This window comes from Lentisphaera profundi (assembly GCF_028728065.1).
In the GTDB taxonomy this organism is placed as follows: Bacteria; Verrucomicrobiota; Lentisphaeria; order Lentisphaerales; family Lentisphaeraceae; genus Lentisphaera; species Lentisphaera profundi.
In genome coordinates this window covers 2,172,202-2,197,735 of sequence record NZ_CP117811.1, presented here as the reverse complement: position 1 = coordinate 2,197,735, position 25,534 = coordinate 2,172,202, and the positions used below count along the sequence as shown (strand labels likewise).

Below are 25,534 nucleotides of genomic sequence, written 5' to 3'. Positions count from 1 at the left end.
ATTATATAGAAAAATTGTTTATCCGCCAGGAGCGGCGACCACGAGGTCAATTCGGTCTTGGTCAGAAATAGGGGTGTTTTTCCAAGTCTCTCTAGGGAGGACTTCTAGATTGAGGCAGAGGGCAATACCGAGCTTGGTACTGTCTACATCAACTTTATTTAATAAATCCATGATAGTACTAGCGGCATCGAGCTTCATTTCTTTGCCATTAAAATTTATCGTCATATTTATCCTTAAATTTAATCGGGCATTACTATAACACACATTTTAATACGGGGAAGTTTAGTATTCAGTATATTTTTTGTTGCTACCACGAACTTTATCTGCGGGGTATTTTTTTGCATTGAGAAGTATTTTTTCTTGAATAGCACTTTCTAAATCTACCTTAAGTATATCTGCGAGTCGGAGTAAATAGATTTGTACATCAGCAATTTCTTCGCTGACTTCTTGTAGCTTTGTCTCGGAAAGCTTATAAGAGGCATCCTCGCTGATCCACTGGAAGTGTTCAATTAACTCTCCTGCTTCGCCTGCAAGCGCCATTGACAGATTTTTAGGTGAGTGAAATTGCTCCCAATCGCGTTCAGAAGCAAAGAGGCGCAGTTGATTTTGAATTTTATCTATATCCATGAACTTGTCCTTGAATTTTAAGGTGCTGGATTCACCTTGCTTACAATGAAAAGAGTTCTAAAAGACCTTAGTGCAATGCATGATTATTGTGGGATCGTGTTTTTTACGGAAAATCCTCTAACTCGATCTTGTCTTTTAGAGGAATTACATTATTATGGGCATCACTTTTCATAATTTAATTTTAACAATTTATTTAAGAGACTCTATTATGGCACATAAGAAGGGACAAGGTAGTATTAAGAATGGTCGCGACTCGAATCCGAAAATGCTCGGAGTTAAGCGCTTTGGTGGCCAAAAAGTTAACGCCGGCACAATTATTATCCGTCAGCGTGGCACAAAATTTCACCCAGGTAAAAATGTTGGTTGCGGAAGAGATTTCACTCTTTATGCACTTTCAACTGGCCGTGTTGAGTTTGACCGTAATGGTCGTCGTGTGAACATCGTTCCTGAACTCGCACAGTAATCGAATATTATTTCGAATTTAGCCTCAGATCGTAGGATTTGAGGCTTTTTTTGTTATTGTATACTATACTCTATTATGTTTGTTGATCGAATAAAAGTTTATGTAAAAGCTGGTAATGGTGGCAATGGCTGCATTAGTTTCCGGCGCGAGAAGTACGTCCCTAAAGGTGGCCCTAATGGCGGCAATGGTGGTGACGGCGGTAGTGTAATCTTTGTGGTGGATGCAGGTACCTCCAGCCTTGTAGATTTAAAATTTAATCAACATATTGATGCAACCCATGGTGGCAATGGCCTCGGGTCCGATATGCATGGTAATCGCGGTGATGACCTTTATGTCAAAATCCCCGCAGGAACTGTGGTGATGGATATCAATAATGATAACTATCAAATCTGTGACTTAGATGACCCCGGTAGCGAACTCGTTATTGCCAAAGGTGGTAAAGGCGGTCGTGGTAACCGTTCATTTGCAACCTCAGCGAATCGTATTCCTCGTCAGGCAGAAGAAGGTGGTTCAGGGGAAGAATTAGTTCTCCTCTTAGAACTTAAGACCATTGCTGATGTAGGCTTAGTAGGTTATCCCAATGCGGGAAAATCCACATTTTTAAACTCCATTTCCAATTCTGGAGCGAAGACAGCATCTTATCCCTTTACAACCTTAAATCCTATTGTTGGTACAATCGACTTTCCTGATTTTACTCGTATTACGATTGCTGATATTCCTGGTCTCGTTGAGGGAGCACATGAAAATGTGGGCTTAGGTCATCACTTTTTACGTCATATCGAAAGAACAAAAATTCTCGTATATGTTTTAGATATGAATGGTACAGATGATCGTGATCCTTTAGATGACCTAGTGAAGTTAAAAACTGAATTAGATTTGTATGAAGAAGAGCTCTCAGATCGTGCTTGTATGATTTTGGCCAATAAAATGGATTATCCAGGCTCAGCAGAAAACCTTGAGCGCCTGAGAAAAGCAACAGATTTACAGATTTTTCCTATCACGGCAGAACTTCGTGAAGGCGTGGAAGACGTTTTAGGATTTCTCCATGATCGCGTAATGGAACTCAACAAAGCGAAAGTTAAACACGTTCCTAAACTCAAAAACATTTACCGCAAAGAAGGCGCAATTGTTATTGATTTAGAAGCAGATGGCGATGATTTTAGTTTAAGTCCCGAAGATGAGTTTGAATTTGATTTTGAGGACGTAGATTATGATGATTTTGATGATGAAACTGACGAGGATGAAGTCTAAATGTTTAAAACCTTTAAAAAAGCAACACCCAGTTCTGCTATAGGACCAGATCAGATAGCAGGTGGGACTCACGTTGGTTTAGTAAGGGAACATAACGAAGATTCATACTTATATGTGACACTACCGGGAGATAAAATCTCTTTAGTAGTCGTTACAGATGGTATGGGAGGCCATGAGGGCGGTGAATTCGCGAGTTATTTCGCAACAGAAGCCTTGGGGCGTATTTGGGGCCAGTCCGCAGATCCTACCACGGCTAAGTTGCGTGAATCAGAGCAGATTTTGGTGGAAACAATCAAGATGTGCAACGATAAGATTTTTGCGATTAACGAAAAACTCAACGTTTCACGTGCCATGGGAACAACCATTACAGCAGGACTTTTTGTTCCCGGTAAACTCATTGTCGCTCAAGTGGGTGATAGTAGGGCATACATGCAAAGAGGTCGTAACCTCGTTCAAATTACTGAAGACCAAACTTGGGTTGCCAAGATGGTCAAACTCGGTAATCTCAAGGCTGAAGAAGCTGAGAATCACCCTCTAAGTCACTTGCTTTCCAACTGTATGGGCGCGGGTTCAGCATTAGATGTGCAAGTTAGTATTTGTCGCCGAAAAGAAGGTGATCGCTACTTATTTTGTACAGACGGACTTTATGGTTCATTAACTCATCAAGTGATGACGGATTTAATGACGGATTTGCGTAGACCGCAAAAAATACTTACTGAATTGATTAACCGCTCTCTTGATGCCGGCGGAAAAGACAATATTACCGGCATTGTCATTTTTGACGATTAATAAAGCTATTGTAATAAAGCCAAGATATTTGATTGCTCTTGGCGTAAATCAACATCATTTTTTTGACGTATAAGCATATTAGCTTCAGTTGATTTCAAATCTAGTTTCTTTACATCGAGGCGTATAAGCCACTCTTCAATAACGTCCTTAGCACGATTATTATGAACATAGACAGAACTTCCGTTTTGATTGTTGATGACCAGTACAGTTTGTGGATCAATCTGAATCGTCATGTTTTTCACTTTTACATACCCAGAGACGGCTTTATCAACCGCTAATTGACGAATCACTGACTGCAGTAAGATAATTGATGTTTGAAGATCCTTTACAAGTGTTTTTTGAAACTCAATGGCGCTAAGGTTTGAAGTGATTCGCTTATTGTAATCAAGCTTTAAGCCTTGGATATTGGCAAGATCACTGGAAGCTATGGTATAGATTTTCTTATTCAAAATAACTTGATGAAAATCTTTATGCTGCGGGTGTTGTCTTGCTGTTAGTAATTCGCCATATTTCAGGTGAGTGAAAACTTGGCTTCCAGAAAAGACCGCAGCATTTTTTTTGGTGATGATAAACTTGCTATGATTTTTATCCTTTCCAGTGAAAATTTTACTGAGTTGTTCAACATTGAGCTGATTTTGACTTAAGGCAGCACTCAAATTCATTGATTCTTTAAAAAGCTTAATTTTTTCTTGCTTAAGCTTATCCTTCTCAAACATGAGAACTTCGATTAATTTCCTTGCTTTACTCTGAGAAATTAAACGCGTGTATGAGTAGGTGTATCGCCCTCCGGTACGGCTATAAGAACTCGATTGGTAGGATAAAGCTGTATCTCGCTCCGTCTCAAGAATCTGAATCTCCATAGTCTTAAATTCCGATTGGAGTCTTAGCAGTTCTCGTTGGCGACTTTTAAAGGCATTCTCTAGCTCGAGTTTATCTTTCTCTGATTGGTTAAGCATTTGCTCAAAGCCCAGCGTATGAGCAGCAAGGATGAGGTTTTGGGTATTGCCAATTTGAAAGTACTTCTTGTCTTTTTCTAATACTGAAACATTGAGCTTAGTATTCTTCTCTATAGTTTTGATGATAGTGCCATTCAGCGCATAAATTCGTGTTTTTTGAGAAGTCAAAACAATTTCAGCAAAGAGCGAGAGGGGAAAAAACAATAATAAAAATAAGCGCATATAATATCCTTTTGCTAAATATATCTCGGCTCATATAAAAAGAAAAGAATCTTACAACAATTTCTTAGATACAAATGCTTTAGTTTTAGATGATTACTCCTAGAGAGTAGCAAAGAGACCCTTAGTCGTTTGGTCGAGGAATGGCAATTTCTCGTAAGCGTAGCCTCCAGTTGCTTTATATAGGTGATCGGATTTAAAAATGATTTATGCATCAACGACGAGGACTTGGCCAGTAATGAAGCCATCGACAGATTTTTCATACGCTTGCCCCACTAAAGCACTTGGGACAGAATGAAAGTCAGGCATCATTTCACCGTATACATCCCATGCGTCCTCTAGTATGGTATTCAAATTGGAATTCTATATCAGGTTCATAAGTAGGTAATTTATTATGTCTGGTTGGAGGGGTTTCTTTAACTTCAGATTTTATTATTTCTACATCTAGATGCGGCCAAGATTTAGAGTTTTGACTTCTTATTAAACCTTTGATACCACCAATTAATATATTGAGACCAAGAATAAGTACTAATATTACTATAATTAAAGCCATTAGTTTTTCCTTATTGATTATATGCTAACGGCAAGAGTAAGGCTAGTGGAGCGGATTGATATTATTTTGATTATTACTGAAGTAGCGATGATTATTGAATGATAGCAGATCTTAGAGGCTCTCTTATTAAGAGTTGTGGATAGATAGTGATAAGAGGGCAGAGAACCTGACTTAGGCTCTTGGATTCAAAGAAAGTAGTGACTTAATACAGAGAGTGATACTGGATTATTAGACTCAGGAAGTAATTCCTCTGCAGCTCATGCTTTGCTTTTATTTAAGTGGGCACAAATAGAACCCAAATACTTATCATAAAAATAACGCCACCTGAAAAGAATAAGACTGGTATATAATCGCTTGAGTCTTTACTCAGTCCGATTTCATTTATCTCATCATGTTTACGTCCAAAGTTAGATCTGATATTCTTTACTTTTTTGTAGAGAAGTACCTTGGGAATGAGAGTAATTAATGGGAAAAAAATGAGGTTGGAAATTAAATCCTCTTTATCAGCTCTGTTCGATGATTCTATGAGAATTGGTATAAATGCAATATCCATAAGACCCACTATGAAATAAGCAAAACCTGATAGGATTACAAATCGTCGTCCAATTTTATTTCGGTGCTTTCGCAGTATGGGGTCGACTTCATGCCTAAGTGTTGGCTTGCGTGGTTTTGTTTTTTCATTAGATTCTAAGAATCGAGATTAGTCGAATTTAATTCGAGGAAAAAATCTCAAGTCAGATCCTTTGTATTGTGTTTGGCGGCAATTTTTTGTTTGATTTCTTTAATGAGATTATTTTTAGTTTTTTTGTCGAAATCTTCAGAGTTCTCTATTTCTTTTAAACACTGATTGAGCTCTTCTATTGTGCCCTCTGCTACCGTCTCCGAAACGATTTTTTCAGCTTTTTTCATGAAGTATGTAACGATTCCAATTAAAAATATAAATCCAGAAATAAAGATTATATCATAATAAATAGAGACATTGCCCACAAGGCTTCCCGATATGATAATCAGTGCTATGACGACTTTAGATTTAATATTATTCATTTATGACCAAATAAAGTTCGGGATTAGGTGTATTCATGACGCGTATGTTACTCTCTTATTTCTTAGGTTTTGTGGTTTATATATTCGCATTCAATTCCATGACTAGAGAAAAAGGATTTTAGTTCATTATATATTTTAGCTTTATGATCGGGGTGTACCATACTGGCTAACATGATACGTTTTGGACTTTTGTTAGATTGTACATTAAGTGAAAATACAGACTCATCATCATAATGCTCTAGAGTTAACATTCTTATAGATTGATGATTTATTGATATCTTTGAGTTCGGAAGAACTCCTGTGCCATGAAAGTGAATTTTTTCACTCTCAATTATTATTTTTTGAATGCGATTTCTACTGTATATCGCATAGGGGATACCGAAGAAACCGATAAATCCAAAAATGAGCCAAAGGAAAAAGAATAGCTCTTTTTTTGAAATTGCGAGGTAACAAACAATCATGGTCGCAGGTGCCCAGATAAGCCAAAAAATAACCATGCATCCAAGGTAGACTTTATCTTTTTTATATTCTTTGGGATTAATGATGTATTGATTCATTTTTATTCTGCATAAGGATAGGATTTAGTAAAACTTGAGTCTCATCGAAAATTTTGCTATCGATTAGTGTTTTAGGTTTAATTATCGAAATCTTTAGTGATTAGTCCGGAGATTTTTTTATTTACTTTTTTCGGGAAGGTAATATTAGGATCTATGGATTGTATGGCGTCATACATTTTGTTGATACTGTTACCATAATTCATACAGATCTCATGAAAATTCCCATCGTGAAGAAGAATACCACTTGCTCCTTGACCCGAACCAGCATGAGAGAGTGTGTTGCGATGTTCGAACCTTTTTATATCGGAAATTTTAACGTCAAAAGACCAATGAGTTGAATCAGGGTACTTAACAATGAAACGGTCCACAGTTATAATGGCCTCGTAGTTAGCAGGGTGTGCTCTAAGCCACCAAGCTACATAGAAGAGGACTACACTAGAAATGGAAAAAGCGATGATGAAAATATTCCGTGTGTTCTCGGGTACGGTTTTGTTTAGGTAATGTTCGTAGCCATATAAACCCGCTATATATATTAAGCACGCAACAGCCATGTTAATGAATATTTTTGACTGCTGTTTTCTGTTTTTTTTGTAGTGATAGATATTGTTGGATTCCATATAGCTTTCCTTAATATAAGACCGAAATTTGCGAGGAGAGGGAAGAAATTTCTCTGTAGCTCATGAGAGGCTATTTATTATTTGGTCAATTTCAATATTATTCATTTACAGACTGGCTCAAGTATGATATTTCGAGTACAAGCACATCGTCTTCGGCATAAAAGGGTCCATGTAACTCACCAGGAGGTCGACTCGCGTATGATCCCATCTCTAACCATGTGTTAGTGGCTTCATCAAATAATCGACCACTGATAATGAATATTTCCTCTGGATAATCATGTGCTTTACACCCAAAAAAGCTACTGTTGTAGCCCGCTTTGAATTTAGTTAATCGTGTGTAATCCCCAGTTTTAGAATCTTCTGCAATAGTTAATTGATGTAAGTTTCCTTTAGACCCTTCAATCTCTTGCCATTGATCAGAGTTTTCCGCGGCCAATGTATTCCAGTATGTCGATGTTGATTTCATTTTTTGATTCCTAGTATAGTGACTTTAGATGAAGCCGAAGCACCCATGCTTAGAGATTCCTTTTTTTATCGAGTGAGATCACAATTCTAGGCAGGACTATGTACCAGAATATAAATTCCAAGATTAATATACTTATGATTAAAATAGGAAAAAACCAATAGCTCATTAAGGATAGGGGGAGAATGACAAAGAGTGATAATATATTAAAAGCAGCAATAAGGAGGTAGCCTATTAAATTTTCTTTCATCAGTTCTAGTCTATTTATTTTCATGTTGATTCGTAGTTAATTTTCATTTAAGTACAGGCTTACGTGGCTTTTGAACGAAAGAAAGGAATTCTTCTGCAGTTCATACTGCACTATATTTTTGTTCCAAAATATCTATAAGATCTTTAATATTATTTATTGCTGAAATTTGTTTGTGATCTAAAAGGATTTTAATGTGATCTCTTTTTTCTAAAATCACGGGATAAGTGAATTCCATATTATATCTGTTTTGAAATTCGTCTTTGTGTAAAAACTCGATGTTGAATTTAGTATTATTCTTTAAAGAGGCTAATAATTTATTTTCGGTAAAAATTTCATGAGTAAGAAGGCATAGAGAGCACTCATATGTGTCTGGTCTAAATATTTTATGAGCAATGTCAAACATGGTATTTAGTTTTCCACTATCAGCATTGTATACAAATATTAAGTTTATTTTTTGGTCTGAGGTACTCATGATTTCTTTAATAACTCCAGCTTATGCTCATAGATGAAATAAGTAGTGAAAAGGGCTAAGGACGGACTTACTTGGTTTGCGTAAGAAGAAGAAGGAATCCTGCCGCCCATGATGCTATTATTTTGTCCCTTATCAGAGAATAAATATACTGTGAAACTTATTGGCTACCATTGACCATGGAAAAGTATTTGGCAAAAGGAGCAATTGTTTTTACATCTAAGGATGTGAGGAAAAAATCTATAAAAAATTCTGATTGCTTGGGAAAAAAGTAAAAGACTTGGGAAGTAGGGTAAAGATAATTTAAAAGGACGCTCCTATGCCTCTAAGAAGATCTCTAATCCTTAGTTTATTTAGCCTCAGTACTTTTGCGCAATCGCCTTTGCCAGAAAAGATTTCTTATAATGAACATATTCGTCCGATTTTTTCGAATACTTGTTTTAATTGCCATGGTCCCGATAAGCATGAAGCCAAAGCGCATTTGCAGTTACATTCATTTGAAGCCGCAACAAATGAACGTCATTACACCTCAAAATCAGGTAAAAAGAAAATTGAGGATCCGGGTATAATACCGGGGAAACCCACTGAGTCTTTAATCTGGGAAAGGATTATATCTGATGACGAAGATGATGTGATGCCACCCAGAGATTTTCATAATAGCCTCAGTAAGCAGGATAAGGCTTTAATCAAAAAATGGATTGAGCAGGGCGCGGAATATGAGGATCACTGGGCGTATGAAGCTCTGGATTATGATATAAGTGATCTTAGTTCAGCACATATAGATAAATTAGTCTTAGCGAAATTAAAAGAAAAAGGTTTTACTGAGCGCAATAAGCGAGAAAAGAAAAATATTCTTATTCGTCGCCTGAGTTTAGATTTACGAGGCATGCTACCTAGTCCTGCAGAACTCGAATCTTTTCAAAAAGATCAATCTCCTGATGCATGGGGGGATTTAGTTGATCAATTTTTAGCTTCACCAGCCTATGGTGAACGCCTAGCTGTGCATTGGTTTGATTTGGTGCGTTATTCAAGTTCAGTGGGCTTTCACGGTGACCAAGAATTGCGCTCCACTCCCTATCGCGATTATGTGATTAAGGCCTTCAATAATAATATGCCTTTTGATCAGTTTACCCGAGAGCAGTTAGCGGGAGACTTATTGCCTAAGCCAAGTCAAGAACAAATTATTGCCACGGCTTATAATCGCTTTAATAAAGTGACCAAGGAAGGTGGCGCACAAGCAGGAGAGTATTTAGCGAAGTACGCAGCAGATCGAGTCAGTAACCTTTCTAGTGTGTGGCTGGGCTCAACTTTAGAATGCGCGGAATGTCATGATCATAAGTATGACGAATTCTCTGCTAAAGACTTTTATTCAATGGCAGCTTTTTTTGCTGATATCAAGCAGGAGGGAGTCTATAAAGGAGGCAATAATAATAAGTTTGCTCCAGAGATGATGATCTTTCCAAATAAAGATCTTGAGCGCGAGTATAAAATAGCGGAGCAAGAACTTGCTAAATTCGCAAAAAAGAAAAAATCCAATGAATATAAAGAAGCGGCAAAGAGCTTTAATCAATTGAAATCTCAAGCCAGGATTTGCGTGATTACCGAGACTCAGAAACCACGTATCACACGTATATTTCCACGAGGAAATTGGATGGATACTTCAGGTGAAGTTGTTCAACCGGCAGTACCACATTTTTTGAAACAAATTACTAAAGAGGGACGGGCGACTCGTCTCGATTTAGCTAACTGGCTTTGTTCAGATGCGAATCCGATGGCGGCGAGGGCCTTTATCAATCGTGTTTGGGAGCTCTATTTCGGTAAAGGGATATCTGGGCATACACAGGATTTGGGTTCACAAGGTGAGTTCCCCATCAATCCTGAATTACTCGATTACTTGGCGACTCATTTTGCCTCAGATTGGGATATCAAAAAATTGATTAAGCTTATTGTGATGAGCGAGACCTACCGTCTATCAACGGAAAGAACTGAAAAGATGAAAACTGAAGATCCTTATAATCGTTATCTGGCGCGACAGTCGATCCTTCGTTTAGATGGTGAATTCATTCGCGATGCAAGTTTACAAGTGAGTGACTTACTCAATACGAAAATGGGAGGTCGCAACGTCATGCCCTACCAACCAGATGGTTATTATAGCTCGATGAATTTTAATCCTTTTAGGTATCGATCTGAAAAGGGTGACGATCAATATCGCAAGGCAGTTTACATGCATTTTCAACGTACTTTTTTACATCCATTTTTGAGGAGTTTTGATGTTCCTAATCGCGAAATCTCAATGTGTTCTAGGACGGCGTCGAATACTCCATTACAAGCTTTGACTTTACTCAATGATCCCACTTTTGTGGAGGCCGCAAAAATTCTTGGGCAACGTTTAATCAAAGAGGGTGGGCAGAGTATTGACGAGAAACTTAACTGGCTCTATATAAATGCCCTGAGTCGCAAGGTCGATGAGCAGGAACTAGAAACTCTCAAAGAGTTTTATCAGCAGCAACTTAAGTTTTTTCAAATGAGTCCCGAACAGGCTCAGGCATTACTTAAAATAGGAAATAAAAAAGTTGACCCCAAGCTTAATGGTGCGGTACTTGCTGCTTGGACTCAGGTGGCAAGAAGTATTATGAACATGCACGAATTTATCGTAAGGAGATAATCATGGATAGACGTCAATTTCTTAAATTTACTGGCTTAGCGGGAGCCAATGTAATTAGCGCACCTTTAATGGCAGGCGGTACAGCTGATCCGAGCTTTTTACTGAAACAAGCTAAAGCCAAACGCGTTATTTTTCTCACCATGTCAGGGGGCTTCTCTCAGTTTGAAACCTTTGATAATAAGCCAGTTCTCAAAAAATTTGATGGCAAGCTTATGCCTCCGTCTTTTCTCAAGGGTCAGCAATTAGCGCAGCTGCAGGATCAGAAGAAAATTTTGTGTTATGGGCCGCAATTTAAATTCAATAAATGTGGTCAGTCGGGTTTAGAAATGACGGAGTTATTTCCTCATCTTGCGACTGTCGCAGATGATTTAGCAATCGTGAAATCTGCTTACACAGAGCAGATCAATCATGACCCCGCTATTTCGATGCTCAATGCCGGGACATTCCTCAATGGTCGCCCAAGTATGGGTTCTTGGATTAATTATGCTTTGGGTAATAATGCCGAAGGCTTACCAGGCTTTGTGGTACTTGAATCAGTCAAAGGACGCGGTCCTCAGCCACTTTATGCGCGCTTGTGGAATAATGGCTTTTTGGATAGTATTTATCAAGGAGTAAAATTCAATTCCAAGGGTGATACAGTTCATTATGCCAAGAATCCAGCCGGAATTGATCGCATTCGTCAGGGACAGTTGATAAAAACTATCAATAAACTGAATCAATTTTCATCAGGTCATATGGATGACGATGAAATTGCTACGCGTATGCAGCAATACGATATGGCATTTAAGATGCAAAAAACTATTCCAGAATTGGCGGATATGTCTCAAGAACCTTCGCATGTTCTCGACCTATATGGTTGTAAGCCCGGAGATGGTTCTTTTGCCTCAAATTGTTTGATGGCAAGAAAGCTGGCAGAGCGCGATGTTCGCTTCATTCAACTCTACCATCGCGGTTGGGATCATCATAATGGCATTCGCAAGTATATGCCCATTTGTGCCGAGGCAGTGGATCAAGGCACCGCCGCTTTAATTAAAGATTTAAAAGATCGTGATATGCTAAAGGATACCCTTATTGTATTTGCGGGTGAATTTGGTCGTACACCGATGTCACAGACCAATAAGGGTGACGCCGGCCGCGATCACCATATGAATGCCATGTCGCTGTTTATGTGTGGTGGTGGGATCAAGGGTGGAATGACTTATGGCGAAACAGATGAATTGGGCTATAAGCCAGTGAAAGATGCTGTTCACGTACGTGACGTACATGCTACTATGCTTCATTTATTGGGAATCAATCACAAAAAACTTACGGTTCGTTTTCAGGGTTTAGATAATCGTCTCACGGGAGTAGAGGAGGCTCACGTCATCAAAAAACTTTTAGTCTAAATTTTCACGGGAACTATGGCTGATCTTACTTTTGCCTCATAAATAATATCTTATGACGTTGAATGTACGACGCAGAAAAACCTAGGAATCACAGCTACCGATTTAGTATAGTCAGAATAGCCATTAATAAACCTTCGTAGCTAGGTCAGCGTATGGAAGCCTTGACTACCGAGTCCGCGATGCCGTTCTATGGCGGAAATTTTCTTGATGCTACGCTGAAGGGGAAGTCGGGGAAAACTTATGAATTGCGTGGAGCCTTGTGCTTAGTGACTCAGCATTACCCTGACTCGGTGAACCAAGCTATTTTTCCAAATACTTTATTAAAGCCCGGAGAAGTTTTTCAGTCTCAAACGGTGTATGCCTTCTCGACGAAATGATTTAATCAAATTATTTGATATCAAGAACGAGTTCTTTTATACTGCCGCTAAATTTTTTGGTTTTATACTTTCCAACTTGATAAGCGGGGTCATTGCCGACCTGTAGACCATCTACCGGATGGGATGCAGGTCCTAAGCCTTTTGCACTGATTGTGACACCATTGATATTAAGTGATATGAGCCCTCGCGAAATTGTGGCTATGATACGAATATCTTTGCCTTTCGCAATACTCTTTTCCGACACCAATTCTTGTAGTATTTTACGTCGACGTACTGCCCAGATCAATTTTTCATCTCTAAGGTATAGCGCATAACCTTCAGAGCTTCCTCCATGAGCGATAATGATTCCATGAGCTTCAGAAGTATTTATAGTAGCTAAGATAGTGATATTTTTATTAACTATTTTAGGTGTTTTATTGGCGCCTAATTTATCCCCTAATTTTAATTTGATAGCGTTGGGACTAAGTGTTGGAGATTTTTTAGAGACTACGGGTTTGATGTTCTTTGGAACTATCTTTTTTAGTGTGTTTACGGGTTTGATATTCTTTGACTTTGTCGTTTGGAATTGACTGCCATTCATTTTTTCTAGCTCAGCTTGAAAACTTAAGGCGATTTCGATTTTATCCTTTTGAGTATAGAGTTTCACTCTTTTTTGTAGCGCAGCTTTATACGATTTTTTTAATTGTATAAGGCTTGAGTTATATTTTTGCAGGGACTCATTATTAGCTTTCGCCAATTTAGTCAAGGCCTCTTTAACGGCGGGGAGAGTAGATGATTTAAGCTTAACTAAGTCAGTAGATTTATAAAAGTCAAGGAAATTTCTAAGGGCAATTAATGGCTCTAATTGACCCGCTTTTTGGTAAGCTATCGCGCGCAGTTTTAAGGCATCATAAGTGGATTGGGAATTTATAAGATTTTGGTCCTTGAGAACCTGTTTATACTTCTCAATAGATGTCGTATAAATTGTTTGGACTTGCTCAAGTTTTGTTGGCTCCGCAGCGTGGAGAAGTCCCGTAAATGTAAGTAAGTATATTAGTATTTTGATCATTTCCCTTTCCTTGATTAATTCTTGTAAAGAACTTAACATAAATATATGTCATACACTAAGCTTTATAGTCCTTCTTCGGAGGTGATTTATTGATTCTTACACGAAATCGTAAAGTTTTTAAAATTTAAGCTGAAGTCAGTATGACATTAAGCTTAAAATGTAAATTCGCCTATCGTTAGTATAACGAGCTGAAAAGGCACCATGCTCCATTTATTGGGAATCAATCACAAAAAACTTACGGTTCGTTTTCAGGGTTTAGATAATCGCCTCACGGGAGTGGAAGACGCTCACGTCATCAAAAAGCTTTTAGTTTAATCTATATGCTTATCCAGAATAGAGCTCATGATGCGTCGCATACGAGAGGGACGCGGTCCCCCATCGAGCTCCTCCTGCAAGGATTTGCCAATCCTTGACCAGGCGACTGGGGCCTTGCCCCGTTTTATGGCCAATCCTTGACCAGGCGACTGGGGCCTTGCCCCGTTTTATGGCTAATCGTATGAATCTATGTTTTTTAGCAATGCGGAATCATCTTACGGTGTCAGCTTTAATCGAGTCATGAAATAAAATTCGTCAAAAAGTATCGATAAATCGAGTAAATGAATCCTTAAGATTAAAGTCTATTTGGGATGAAATCATTTGTTTTGGCAGCTAAATAATAGATTGGACCAAAAAGATGATAAAAAAGCATTTTTTGAGTTTGATATATTAAGTTTTTTGCTTATTATCTAATCGCATACAACGCGAGTGTAGCTCAATGGTAGAGCATCACCTTGCCAAGGTGAATGTTGTGAGTTCGAGTCTCATCACTCGCTCTTTAAGCCCCGAAAGATTTCTTTCGGGGCTTTTTCTTGCTCAGATTAGTCAAAATTAATGCGAGGTCTTATTATAGGGCCGAAGTTAAAAACGTATTAAATGAGGATAGTGAGTATGAAAGCAATAGGCTATAAAACCCCCGGTAGCATCGACAGTAAAGAAGCATTAATGGATATTGAACTGGAAAGCCCAAAAGCTCAAGGGCAGGATTTGTTGGTGGAGGTTCAGGCTATCTCTGTAAATCCCGTCGATTACAAGATCCGCCAGGGTCGTGTACCCGAAGAGAATCAATATGCTGTTATTGGTTGGGATGCCACGGGAATCGTCAAAGAAGTGGGTGATCAGGTTAGCTTATTTAAAGTGGGTGATAAAGTCTGGTATGCGGGAGATATAACGCGCTCGGGAAGCAATGCGGAGTTTCAGTTGGTAGATGAACGCATAGTAGGTAAAATGCCTGCATCTTTAGCATTTGCGGAAGCCGCGGCATTGCCATTGACCACTCTAACGGCGTGGGAAATGTTATTTGATCGCTTAGAAGTAGCGAAAGATAATTCTAATAACACAGCCATCCCATAAAAATAACTAAGCTATGAAAAATCTAGCTTCAGATGTTTCTTTTAATAACGACAAAAAAAGGAGTCCATCATGAAGCCAGACAAAAGTAATGTATGTAGTCTCAAACAAATCTGCCAATTAATTCCAGGACATTTAGTTCAAAAACTTGCAGATAAGCACGGAATCAAAACTCGTAAGTTTAGTCCTTGGAGCCATGTTCTAACCTTACTTTATGCTCAGTTATCTCATTCTCTGAGCTTAAATGATATTTGCGATAGCCTTCAAAATCATAGTGGAAGCCTTGAGCCTATACGAGGCGCGACAGTCCCGAAACGAAATACCTTATCTAACGCAAATAGAACTCGTAATGCCGACATGGCAGAAGAACTTTTCTGGAGTGTTCTTAATCACTTACAGAATAAGTATGCGGGCTTTGGTATTCAGCAAAAATATACTGGTTTTCCTAGACGTTTCAAAAAAGCAATTCACGCGGTGGATTCTACAACTATCCAGCTTGTTGCTAATTGTATGCCATGGGCAAAACATCGTCGTCGTAAAGCTGCGGCTAAATGTCACATGAAGCTTAACTTACAAAATTTCTTACCTTCTTTCGCTATTGTAAAAGCTGCGAACACTCATGATTCAACGGAAGCAAAGGAATTATGTGCAGGAATGTTACCTGGAGAAATAGTGGTTTTTGATAAGGCTTACGTGGATTATAAACATCTCTTTCACCTCAATGAACGTAAAGTATTTTGGGTTACTCGGGCAAAAGATAATATGAGCTACGAGATTATTGAAAATATCTCTGAAGCCAAAGGTTCTATCATCCGTGATCAGCGTATTCGTCTCAAAGGTACGAAAACTCAACTGCATTACCCGACAGAATTACGACTTGTCGAAGCTGAAGTAGAAATTGACGGAAAACTTAAGAAAATGGTTTTCATTACTAACAACTTTAAATGGGCTCCCAGTTCAGTCGCACAAATCTATAAATCACGTTGGGGAATCGAAGTGTTTTTCAAACAGATCAAACAAACATTGCAAATATCTGATTTCCTTGGCCATAACGAAAATGCCATTCGGTGGCAAGTTTGGACAGCATTATTGACTTACGTGCTTTTGCGATTTTTAGCATTTCAAAGTAAGTGGAAATATTCTTTCTCAAGAATATTCACCGTTATCCGTGGCGTACTATGGTCAAGGCTTGAATTGTACTCAGTCCTCAAATCCTGTGGGACAGCCAGTGACCCACCAAGGCTATACTCAACTCCTCCTCAGCAGTATTTGCCGGGATTTACATAAATCTATGGGACAGCCAATGACTGAGCCTTAATCAAAACCAAAACATCCATCTAATAAATAGAAGGTATTTACACAGGGAAATGTATTAAAGAGTCAGTTTTTCCTGCTCTATGGGATGACTGTGTTCTAATAAAAGTATTTTGGTGATTGGTGCCGCTGGTGGAGTGGGCTCAATTATGGTTCAGCTTATCAAGCAATTAACGTCGCTTAAACTTATTGCGACGGCTTCACGCCCCGAGACAATCTCGTGGTTAAAAGATTTAGGTGTTGAAGATATCATTAACCATAGAAATAAATTGAGTGATGAATTTGCGGAGCATAATTTAGAAGAAGTGGATTACGTCGTTAGCTTAAATAATACTTTCAGTCATTTGCCCGAAATTGCTAAAGTGATTAAAGCACAGGGAAAATTCGGCTTAATAGATGATCCCGAAGTGCTCGATATAAATATCTTTAAACGCAAGGCGGTGTCAGTTCATTGGGAACTCATGTTCACGCGTTCGCTATTTCAAACTGAGGATATGATTGAGCAACACAATATCCTGAATGAAGTGGCTTCCTTAATTGATCAAGGAGTGATAAAAACAACCGTGGGAGAGCATTTTGGAACCATCAATGCCAATAACCTCCTACGTGCCCACGCTTTACTGGAATCAGGAAAAGCCAAAGGCAAAATTGTGCTCGAAGGTTTTGAGCAATAAAAGTAAGTCCGCAAATGTTTGATTGATGATATTTGTCATCAAAAAAAGCGCTAATAAGTTAAACTTATCACGATTACCCATTAAGTGGAGTAAAGCCTCTTAGTCGCCTGGTCAAGGGTCTTGCTAGGCAGGCGGATAAAAAGCATTGGCTCATACGGCAGTATCTTGCTAGGGGAGTTCTAATGTGTGGGAACTTAAGAGACTACAAGATCAAATTCGTGCTTAATCAGAGCTGTGGAATTGTTAAGAGTAAGTGCGGGCGCGTAGCGACTAGCGATGGGATTCTTAAGGGGTGTTACCACACAGGCGGATAAAAATTATTGGACTGTATGGCAGTACCTTACGAGAGGTTTGGGGCGGAGCCCTAATGAGTGGGAACTTAAGAGATATTTGAGCTCGAAGAGCTTAGGAATGTAGCCATGGACGTAAGTCCGTGGTGTTTGAATAACAGCATCGTGCGTGCCGAAGGTACGCTGCAGAGCGTTTCCTTCATACCTTCGGCATGAATATCATTTTTTAACAATACCCACCGGATAAATCCGGTGGCTACCATACTACATACCTTCGGCATGTGCTTAAGTTCCCACCCATTAGAACGCAGTTCCCCTCGGGGCCATACTAAAAAAATGCAGAAGCACGCTTAAATATCCTTGAATCCCCACCCATTTAAGGGGATAGAGTCCTCTCGTGTGCTATGCACCAAGAAAAATGGTAAGTGGCGTAATCTACTTAATTGAGTTTTAAAAAAAAGCGCTAATAAGTTTAACTTATTAGCGCTGAATTTTGTAAAGCTATGATTTACGGATATGAATTCATTTCTTCAAATTGTGCAAGTGAATTCATCGGCCAAAGTTTTGGGATAAACCTCGTCTTTGACGGCTTGTTGCAGTGAATTGATAACCAGCTGTTTATCTTCTTTGTAAGTGATGCCAAACCATTGGCAAGGACTTTGTGCCACTTCACAGGCTAGTTTATTTTTAAAAACGAGGTCATCGATGACGAAAGGCAAATAGAATTCCGACTTCGGGACATTGATATTTTCTTTAAGAAAGGAAATAAAACTCTGTTCAAATTCGCGAATAATACTCGGTGTGAGGCACCACATATTCATTGATGCAGTGGCATCAGAAGCTAAACTTGAACCATCTTCAGTAAGGACATCTGAATCACTAGCGTGAATACCATGAGTTTCGACAACTTGTACGAGCTGGTCGTTCTTAACTTCACAAATTCCTCGTGAAACGGTGCCATTATCTGAGAGGGTTTGATCAAGTTTAAAGCCAATCATGCCTGCTTTAAGTTCTTGACCTTGATCCCAGGAATCTAGCATTTTTGCTGCCATCACAAAGCTTTCAGGGCCATAAAAGTCATCGGCATTAATGATTAGGAAGGGTTCGTGAACGACTTCCTTGGTGGCGAGTAGGGCGTGACCCGTTCCCCAAGGTTTTGTACGTTCTTCTGGGAGTTGAAAACCTGCGGGCAATTCATCGAGTTCTTGGTAGCAGTAATCGACTTCTGCGAATTCCGCAAATTTCGAGCCGATTTTCTCTTCAAATTCTTTGGCAAAATCACGGCGAATGATAAAGACGATTTTTTGGAATCCGGCGCGAAGGGCATCAAAAATGGAATACTCTAAGAGTGCTTCACCAGAAGGGCCTAATTGATCGATTTGCTTGAGTCCGCCGTAACGTGAGCCCATGCCTGCAGCTAAAAGAACGAGTGTTTTTTTCATGTTTATTCTCCTGAATTTGCCCTCTTGGGGCGCATTTATTTTAGGAAGTTGAGAAACTTCCATTGATGAGTGTTTTATAGCGAGTGTCTAGCGGGGGACATGGGGCGATTGAGGCCCCATGAGAATTAGTTTATTTTACGATTAAGCATAAAGGGGGGCACCGCCCTGGTCGCCTGGTTAAGGATTGGCAAATCCTTACAGGGAGAGCTCGAGAGGGACAGCGTCCTTCTCGTACGGGTCGCATCATGCCCTTTATTGTGGGTAATCGTGATTTATTTTACTAACTCATTAAGTTGACTGAGGTGCTTTTTAATTTCGCGGGCCATTTTGAATTGCACGCGAGCACGCTCAAGATTGTGAGTCTCGTGCTTTGTTTTGAAGTAAGTATCTCCCATCAAATAATCCGTTAAAAAACGGAGGCCCACTTCATAAGTAATGACAATGGAACTAATGCCGAGGTTTTCTTTTTCGACATCATTTAAAGCTTCACCAGCCGTTTCTAAATAACCTTTTAATGAAGCCTCATACATTTCATGACAGAAGCTGATTTTATCTAAATCTTTTTCATCTTCCGCACCAATACGTCCCGCGGTACGAATGAAATCGCCAAAGTCATAGAGTGCAGAACCGGTCATTAAAGTATCCAGGTCAATGACACAAACACCAATATTAGTCTCGTTTTCAAGCATCACATTATTGAGTTTGGTATCATTGTGCGTTACGCGATGGGGAATAGAGCCAGCAGCTAAGAGATCGGTGATAGCAGGGGCAAATTTACGTAGTTTTTTTGCCTGAGAAATTTCATCTTCCGCAAAATTAATGCGCTCGGTAATGCCCTCAATAGTTGCCTGCTCAAAATCTTTGTAGCGCTTGGGTGTATTATGAAAATCGGGGATCGTTTCATAAAGGTCCTCACCAGGTAAATCAGACAACTCACACTGAAAAGTACCAAAAGCTTTTGCGCCTTGATAGGCTTGCTCAGTAGATTCAATTATATCGTAAGTTAAAGCACCTTCGATGAAATTGTAGACTCTCCAGTAATTGCCATTGGGATCGTGATGAAAAATTTCATCATCGTGAGTTTTAATTAAATACATAGGGTTTTTAAAGGCACTATGTTCTTTATTGCGTAGATGCTCAGTAACGCGGTGAATGTTATCCATCATTTTATCTGGGCGTTTAAAGACCAAGTGATTGATACGCTGAAGAATGTAGCGTGTGGTACTATCACCGGTAGTCATCTCTACTTTAAAAGTATCATTAATATGGCCGCCACCATAAGGTACGCCATTATTGAATTCGCCTGGAGCTTTGAATTGTAGCATCACACTTTTTAAATCGTATTTACTCATAATATTTTCCTGAAATCGTTTTTTATAAAAGTCTATTAATTAGCTTTTGTTTTTTTGCTGCCCCAAACTTTGAAAAGAATGACAGTTGCCACGGCACTGGTGACAAAGAAGATGCTCATGAGAGTCGTTTTTCCATAGAGCCAATAACCGATGGCAAAGAGTAAGCTATAAACACCGATACAACCGAGAACCATACAAAGGATGCCTTTGGGAATACTATCAGCTTCGTGTGTGGGTTGAATGGGTTTGCCTTCAGCTTCGGCTGCGTCAACAACAACTTTCCAACCGGCGCCACCAGGATTTACTTTTTCCAAGAAAGAGCGTAGGACATTTTTATCTGTGGTAGGACCAAAGAAAGCAACGAGTAACCATGCGACGGTAGTGATCGCCACACCAATGAGAATCTTGAGGTCACCCCAAGCAACAGTGAAGCCAATGGCCTCAGTAAGGCTGAGAGCTAGATCTGCACCTGAGTAAATAGCTTTTTGTGTTACTTCGCCAGCTAGATTTTTTATAGGCGTGAAGAGACCCGTCCAGTTGAGAAGTATCGCTAATGTAAATGATGAAATCATCGCAACGATTTCACAGTAAGCATTAACTCTCCACCAGAACCAACGTAGGATTAATAATGCGCCAGTACCCGCACCCATCATGATAATATAGTTAAAGGCAGTGGATGCACTCTCAAGGAAAAGAGCGACAAATGAAGTGACTATCATGAGTAGTACGGTAGAGATACGACCAACCCAGACAAGTTCTTTTTGACTGGCCTTTGGTTTAAGAAAACGCAAGTAGATATCATTCACGACATATGATGAACCCCAGTTGAGGTGAGTCGAGATAGTAGACATGTAAGCTGCGATAAGTGAAGTAAGAACGAGTCCCATCCAACCGACGGGAAGTGTTTTTGCAAGCATCGCAGAATAAGCCGAGTCTTCACCAATTTTTTCCGCTCCGGGGAAGGCAGCCTGAATAGACGCGAGGTCGGGGAAAACAATCATCGAACAAAGAGCCACGATAATCCAAGGCCAGGGACGAAGTGCATAGTGAGCGAAGTTGAAGAACAGTGTCGCAGAAACGGCATTCTTTTCATCTTTCGCGGCAAGCATACGCTGAACGAGGTAACCACCACCACCGGGCTCAGCACCAGGGAAATAGGCAGCCCACCATTGAACGGCGAGTGGAATAATAAATACTGACATAAAGATGGTACTATCAGTTTTTGGAAAGATATCGAGTTTTGAAGCGAGCTCAGGTGTACTTTGAAAATGCTCTAAAAGACCAGTCATACCACCGACAGACTCGTGGTCAAGTGCATAGTACGCCGCGCCAACAGAACCAACCATCGCAATAATAAAGAGTAAGAAGTCAGTAAGAAGTACACCTTTAAATCCACCAAGTGCGGAGAAAATTACTGTTACAGCTGCGGAGTAACCCAGGACTTCCCAAGGACTGAGACCAAGCATGATACCGCCAATTTTGATTGCCGCCAAAGAAACCATTGCCATAATCAAAATATTAAATACCACACCGAGATAAATACCACGGAAACCACGTAAAAATGCGGCTGCTTTACCTGAGTAACGCATTTCGTAGAACTCTACATCTGTGGTCACTCCTGAGCGACGCCAGAGACCTGCATAGACGAATACTGTGAGCATGCCAGTAAGTAGAAACGACCACCACATCCAGTTGGATGCCACACCATCTTTACGAATAATATCAGTTACAAAGTTTGGCGTGTCGGTGGAGAAGGTGGTTGCCACCATAGAGAAACCGAGTAGCCACCACGGCATGGAACGTCCGCCGAGGAAGAAATCTTCTTCTGATTTACCTGCGGAGCGTGAGGTGTAAATACCAATGCCAATGGCGATAATAAAAAAGCCAATGATAAATGACCAATCAAGTCCGGTCAGAGTTATGTTTGTGATGACTTGATTCATGTGTTCTCCTGAGTTGATGATCTGTAGCCTTGTGGGTTTTCGCTTTGCCATTTCCAGGCACTATCCACCATATCTTTAAGTCCGTATTGAGCGGTCCATTTGAGTTCTTGAGCACTTTTTTGTGGGTCGCCCATGACTTCGCCAATATCACCTTCACGGCGGGGACCAATTTCGTAGGGCACATCGTGACCACAAGCTTGACTGAAAGCGGAGATCATTTCCAAAACGGAATAACCACGGCCAGTACCAATATTGTAGATAAAGCTGCCACTGGAATTTTTGAGTTTTTCGATGGATTTTACGTGGGCTTGAGCCAAATCAACGACGTGAATATAATCGCGAACACCGGTGCCATCATGGGTTTCCCAATCATTGCCAAAGACCATTACTTTTTCTCTGACACCTGCAGCAACTTGACTGACAAAAGGGAGTAAGTTGGCGGGATATTCGGGATCTTCGCCAATACGACCTGATTCATGAGCTCCCGCAGGATTGAAGTAACGCAGGATGACAACGTTCCAATCGTAAGCTTTAGCACTATCCAAAAGGATTTGTTCCATCATTAGTTTAGTATGACCATAAGGATTGGTGCATCGAGTAGGGGCATCTTCTTTTACGGGGATTTCATCCGGGTCACCATAAACGGTGGCAGATGAACTGAAGACGATATTTTTGACTTGGTATTTCTGCATCGCTCGGTAAAGATTGAGTGAGCCAGAGATATTATTTTCATAATAATCTAAAGGCTTTTCGACGGATTCACCGACAGATTTTAAAGCGGCAAAATGAATCACCGCATCAATATTTTTTTCTTGTTCAAAAACGTGATTGAGCTGATCGCTATTTAATAAATCAGCTTGGTAAAAGCGAACTTTTTTCCCACTGAGTTCTTCTACGCGATTTACACTCTCCATTGATGAGTTAGAGAAATTGTCTAGTAAAACTAATTCATAGTTATCTTTGAGCAATTCAATGTTGGTATGAGAGGCAATATAGCCTGCACCACCAGTTATCAGGATTTTCTTCATAAACAATTCCTTACTAATATCTTCTTAGAGCTCATCTAAAATAAGCCAAATTATTCGCACACTATCAATAATAATGATTAGCAGGGCTATTTACAATAATAGAAATTTGATATAGTGTATCACAATATTGATATTATGGAGTCTTCCTATGCGTCACAATGTTCCGCCACCCCCATTGAGGGATATAACTGTGGGTCACTTTAGCCTTCATCAAGCCTATACTTGTTACCGTGAAGAAGGGACACAAGACTGGCAATTATTGATTCATCACAAAGGCAAAGGAGTTTTCCATCACCAGCAGGGTGATTTATTTATGGAAGGCTTGGAATGTGTTTTATTACCGCCTCGAATTGCTCATGATTATGGTTTGCCCGAAGAGGGTGGCCATTGGGCAGCGTACTGGGCTCATTTTATTCCGCGTCCCCATTGGTTGAGTTTCTTGCAATGGAATGAAGTGAGGGATGGACTATTTTATTTTAAAATTCCCAATCAAGAACTCTATGATATGATTATTAATTTGATCCAAGAGGCGATTGATTTAGTTCAAGAAGAAGTGGCTTTTTCGGAGCAATTGGCAATGAATCGCCTAGAGGAGATTTTGATCCGCATTGCACGGGTCCAACAAGATTTAGAGCATTCGGGACTCGATCAAAGAATAGTAGGTGCAGTACGGTATATTCAGGCTAACTATAGCAGGAGTATTACTTTGCCCATTTTAGCCGCACGAGCGAGTATCTCAGAAGCTGCATTTTGCCGCTTGTTTAAAAAAGAAATGGGCAAGAGTCCGATTAATTATGTGGAGCATATTCGCATTACTCACGCTTGTCATTTTTTGAGTACAACCACTCATAGTATCAAAGATATTACCTTTCTGTTAGGCTTTAGTTCTAAGAGTCATTTTTGTGCTCGTTTTAAAAAATACAATAATATGACGCCTTTGGAGTATCGCAGAAATGCACTTCCATTAGACAATAGTCTCGAGGCTTAATTGAGTAAGAATCTAAAGTGTATGTGTTACATAAAAATACTCATTGGTCAGTTTCTATGAGCGGTTTAATGAGTATTTGTGCTTTTATCCTAAATTCACGTAATAATCCCAATCAACCCATGTCTTACACCTTGATTCTAAGTGTTTATTTAATTGACTAAGTTTATTTTTAAAATCATTACCATCAGATGTTTGTGAAGATATGTCAATATACCACTTGTAGTATTTTCCATTAATATCTTCTCCTCCATAGTTTTTTAAAATTTCGACTCTTAGATTTTGGAGTTCAAAAACTGTAGGGTAATGGAAAAATTTCGACTTAGTTTCTATATGTAAAATTTCCTTAATGGATTGACTTAAATTTCGTTCCGAAATTTTATTACAAAAGATAACAGCAGTTTTCATAGTATACACCTTAGGATACGTTAGTGTTTAAATGAGGATAATTGAAAAGGTATGGAGGTCTTCGGTGTCCTGTTTTTATGTGCTTCATGGGTTCAATTGAGTTTTTGACAGCTTCAACAAACCGGTAAGAATTTTTGCAATCTGCGTTGACATCCCAGACCACAGCGCCACCAAATTGCTGACCCTCACAAATAGATTCATATTGATCTTTAATGAGTTTATAAATTAAATCTTTTTTATCTTTACGGTTAAATACACTGAATTTACAAATCGTGTCATTGGGCGGCTGTCCAATAGCGATTTTAGTTTTTAAAGGAACGGTACGTTTGATTTGTTTGAAACTAGCTGAAATAAACTCGGCATCTTTTTCAGTATAACCATCGATATTGATAGTTGGATCATTAAATGCTTTGAGGAAAATGTAATCAAACCTTTTATTGTAGATAGCAACATTATAAAAATAATCGCTATGTTTTGTGTGCATCTGAATAGTTTGAGATTTTCTTTTTTGATAGAGCATGGGGGAAGCTGCCAATAGGACTGATTTATCTATTTTTTGAATCAAGGAACAGAGTTTATCAAAATATTCAGGACTAATATCCATAGCATCACCAAAGTTAATACCATCAAATCCATAAAGGTACAGAAATCGAATGATTTCATGAGCAAGAGTTTCAGGGCTGCCTTTAGGATTGAATGAATTCTTAGTTAAACTTACTGTGATTAAAATACGTGTGGCGCCACATAATTTTGCTTTTTGAATATCTTTAGAAAGTAGTTCGGTACCAATGTAGGTATTAAGGAATTCCTGGGCCATACGGATATAACCATCATGTATGTTCGCATGAGTAAAAATCAAAGCATTATATCCATGCTTAGCCATTTGAGTGAGGTTACATTTGTAGCGATTCCAGTCATTCATATAACCGGCCATTATTGCAGTATCCATATATATCTCCTTATAAAATTTCAAATAGTC

General features: G+C 39.3%; 24 protein-coding genes, 1 tRNA gene and 4 pseudogenes. 12 read left to right on the top strand and 17 right to left on the bottom strand.

Annotated features, from left to right (window positions below):
• Positions 1–18 precede the first annotated feature (18 nt).
• Entirely contained in the window at positions 19–225 is a 207-nt protein-coding gene (thiS, locus tag PQO03_RS08855) for a sulfur carrier protein ThiS (RefSeq protein ID WP_274149633.1), read from the bottom strand.
• A gap of 57 nt (positions 226–282) precedes the next feature.
• Positions 283–627 (bottom strand): nucleotide pyrophosphohydrolase, encoded by a 345-nt coding sequence (locus PQO03_RS08850; protein WP_274149631.1) that lies wholly within the window; start codon positions 625–627, stop codon positions 283–285.
• Positions 628–835: 208 nt separating this feature from the next.
• On the opposite strand from PQO03_RS08850, the gene rpmA reads away from it, so the two are divergent.
• From rpmA to PQO03_RS08835, 3 genes are all read left to right on the top strand, one after another.
• Positions 836–1,090 carry a 50S ribosomal protein L27 gene (gene rpmA / locus PQO03_RS08845; RefSeq protein ID WP_274149629.1) on the top strand — a complete coding sequence of 85 codons (255 nt, stop codon included), beginning with the start codon at positions 836–838 and terminating at the stop codon, positions 1,088–1,090.
• A 75-nt stretch (positions 1,091–1,165) separates the two neighbouring features.
• Positions 1,166–2,341 (top strand): GTPase ObgE, encoded by a 1,176-nt coding sequence (gene obgE / locus PQO03_RS08840; RefSeq protein ID WP_274149628.1) that lies wholly within the window; start codon positions 1,166–1,168, stop codon positions 2,339–2,341.
• Positions 2,342–3,130 (top strand): PP2C family protein-serine/threonine phosphatase, encoded by a 789-nt coding sequence (locus PQO03_RS08835; RefSeq protein ID WP_274149626.1) that lies wholly within the window; start codon positions 2,342–2,344, stop codon positions 3,128–3,130.
• A gap of 5 nt (positions 3,131–3,135) precedes the next feature.
• Here the strand turns inward: PQO03_RS08835 and PQO03_RS08830 are convergent, their stop codons facing one another.
• The 8 genes and pseudogenes from PQO03_RS08830 to PQO03_RS08800 form a co-directional block, all read right to left on the bottom strand.
• Positions 3,136–4,308 (bottom strand): hypothetical protein, encoded by a 1,173-nt coding sequence (locus tag PQO03_RS08830; protein ID WP_274149624.1) that lies wholly within the window; start codon positions 4,306–4,308, stop codon positions 3,136–3,138.
• Positions 4,309–4,512: 204 nt separating this feature from the next.
• Positions 4,513–4,653 (bottom strand): annotated as a pseudogene (locus tag PQO03_RS22095) (short chain dehydrogenase); the annotation flags it as partial.
• Entirely contained in the window at positions 4,619–4,858 is a 240-nt protein-coding gene (locus PQO03_RS08825) for a hypothetical protein (protein ID WP_274149623.1), read from the bottom strand. The gene PQO03_RS08825 and the pseudogene PQO03_RS22095, both read right to left, overlap by 35 nt.
• Positions 4,859–5,587: 729 nt before the next feature.
• Complete coding sequence (locus PQO03_RS08820) at positions 5,588–5,902, bottom strand: hypothetical protein (RefSeq protein ID WP_274149621.1); 315 nt, start codon at positions 5,900–5,902, stop codon at positions 5,588–5,590.
• 62 nt (positions 5,903–5,964) lie between these two features.
• Positions 5,965–6,459, bottom strand: coding sequence for a hypothetical protein (locus PQO03_RS08815; RefSeq protein ID WP_274149620.1), 495 nt, complete (start codon positions 6,457–6,459; stop codon positions 5,965–5,967).
• A 77-nt stretch (positions 6,460–6,536) separates the two neighbouring features.
• Positions 6,537–7,076 carry a hypothetical protein gene (locus PQO03_RS08810; RefSeq protein ID WP_274149618.1) on the bottom strand — a complete coding sequence of 180 codons (540 nt, stop codon included), beginning with the start codon at positions 7,074–7,076 and terminating at the stop codon, positions 6,537–6,539.
• A 97-nt stretch (positions 7,077–7,173) separates the two neighbouring features.
• On the bottom strand, positions 7,174–7,542 hold the full coding sequence (locus PQO03_RS08805) for a cupin domain-containing protein (protein WP_274149617.1): 369 nt from the start codon (positions 7,540–7,542) through the stop codon (positions 7,174–7,176).
• A 347-nt stretch (positions 7,543–7,889) separates the two neighbouring features.
• On the bottom strand, positions 7,890–8,261 hold the full coding sequence (locus PQO03_RS08800; RefSeq protein ID WP_274149615.1) for a hypothetical protein: 372 nt from the start codon (positions 8,259–8,261) through the stop codon (positions 7,890–7,892).
• 316 nt (positions 8,262–8,577) lie between these two features.
• Here PQO03_RS08800 and PQO03_RS08795 point away from each other — a divergent pair, with 316 nt between their 5' ends.
• The 3 genes from PQO03_RS08795 (at position 8,578) to PQO03_RS08785 (ending at position 12,685) form a co-directional block, all read left to right on the top strand.
• Positions 8,578–10,923, top strand: coding sequence for a PSD1 and planctomycete cytochrome C domain-containing protein (locus tag PQO03_RS08795; protein ID WP_274149613.1), 2,346 nt, complete (start codon positions 8,578–8,580; stop codon positions 10,921–10,923).
• Between the two features lie 2 nt (positions 10,924–10,925).
• Entirely contained in the window at positions 10,926–12,308 is a 1,383-nt protein-coding gene (locus PQO03_RS08790) for a DUF1501 domain-containing protein (protein WP_274149611.1), read from the top strand.
• 152 nt (positions 12,309–12,460) lie between these two features.
• Positions 12,461–12,685, top strand: coding sequence for an aldose epimerase family protein (locus tag PQO03_RS08785; RefSeq protein ID WP_274149609.1), 225 nt, complete (start codon positions 12,461–12,463; stop codon positions 12,683–12,685).
• A 10-nt stretch (positions 12,686–12,695) separates the two neighbouring features.
• Here PQO03_RS08785 and PQO03_RS08780 read toward each other — a convergent pair whose 3' ends face one another.
• The gene (locus tag PQO03_RS08780) at positions 12,696–13,733 is read right to left on the bottom strand and encodes a hypothetical protein (protein WP_274149607.1); all 1,038 of its coding nucleotides are present in this window, start codon (positions 13,731–13,733) and stop codon (positions 12,696–12,698) included.
• 198 nt (positions 13,734–13,931) lie between these two features.
• Here PQO03_RS08780 and PQO03_RS08775 point away from each other — a divergent pair.
• From PQO03_RS08775 to PQO03_RS08755, 5 genes and pseudogenes are all read left to right on the top strand, one after another.
• Positions 13,932–14,048, top strand: a pseudogene (locus tag PQO03_RS08775) (DUF1501 domain-containing protein); the annotation flags it as partial.
• A 425-nt stretch (positions 14,049–14,473) separates the two neighbouring features.
• Positions 14,474–14,545, top strand: a tRNA-Gly gene (locus PQO03_RS08770).
• Positions 14,546–14,660: 115 nt separating this feature from the next.
• Positions 14,661–15,116, top strand: a pseudogene (locus PQO03_RS08765) (alcohol dehydrogenase catalytic domain-containing protein); the annotation flags it as partial.
• 75 nt (positions 15,117–15,191) lie between these two features.
• A complete protein-coding gene (locus PQO03_RS08760; RefSeq protein WP_274149601.1) occupies positions 15,192–16,406 on the top strand; it encodes an IS4 family transposase in 1,215 nt (404 codons plus the stop codon).
• Between the two features lie 134 nt (positions 16,407–16,540).
• Positions 16,541–17,107 (top strand): annotated as a pseudogene (locus tag PQO03_RS08755) (zinc-binding alcohol dehydrogenase family protein); the annotation flags it as partial.
• Positions 17,108–17,927: 820 nt separating this feature from the next.
• Here PQO03_RS08755 and PQO03_RS08750 read toward each other — a convergent pair.
• The 4 genes from PQO03_RS08750 to galE all read right to left on the bottom strand — a co-directional run bounded on the left by PQO03_RS08750 (position 17,928) and on the right by galE (position 23,162).
• The gene (locus tag PQO03_RS08750; RefSeq protein ID WP_274149597.1) at positions 17,928–18,839 is read right to left on the bottom strand and encodes a nucleotidyltransferase family protein; all 912 of its coding nucleotides are present in this window, start codon (positions 18,837–18,839) and stop codon (positions 17,928–17,930) included.
• Positions 18,840–19,111: 272 nt separating this feature from the next.
• Positions 19,112–20,191 carry a phosphotransferase enzyme family protein gene (locus tag PQO03_RS08745; protein WP_274149595.1) on the bottom strand — a complete coding sequence of 360 codons (1,080 nt, stop codon included), beginning with the start codon at positions 20,189–20,191 and terminating at the stop codon, positions 19,112–19,114.
• Positions 20,192–20,226: 35 nt separating this feature from the next.
• Positions 20,227–22,134, bottom strand: coding sequence for a sodium:solute symporter family protein (locus PQO03_RS08740; protein ID WP_274149593.1), 1,908 nt, complete (start codon positions 22,132–22,134; stop codon positions 20,227–20,229).
• Entirely contained in the window at positions 22,131–23,162 is a 1,032-nt protein-coding gene (galE, locus tag PQO03_RS08735) for a UDP-glucose 4-epimerase GalE (protein ID WP_274149591.1), read from the bottom strand. The genes PQO03_RS08740 and galE overlap by 4 nt, the downstream gene beginning before the upstream one ends.
• A gap of 148 nt (positions 23,163–23,310) precedes the next feature.
• Between galE and PQO03_RS08730 the strand changes: the two genes are divergently transcribed.
• Positions 23,311–24,150: a helix-turn-helix domain-containing protein gene (locus tag PQO03_RS08730; protein WP_274149589.1), complete on the top strand. Its 840-nt coding sequence runs from the start codon at positions 23,311–23,313 to the stop codon at positions 24,148–24,150.
• Between the two features lie 84 nt (positions 24,151–24,234).
• Here PQO03_RS08730 and PQO03_RS08725 read toward each other — a convergent pair whose 3' ends face one another.
• Positions 24,235–24,555, bottom strand: coding sequence for a hypothetical protein (locus tag PQO03_RS08725; RefSeq protein WP_274149587.1), 321 nt, complete (start codon positions 24,553–24,555; stop codon positions 24,235–24,237).
• Positions 24,556–24,565: 10 nt separating this feature from the next.
• Positions 24,566–25,504, bottom strand: a complete 939-nt coding sequence (locus PQO03_RS08720) for a hypothetical protein (protein WP_274149585.1) — start codon at positions 25,502–25,504, stop codon at positions 24,566–24,568.
• Positions 25,505–25,534 lie beyond the last annotated feature (30 nt).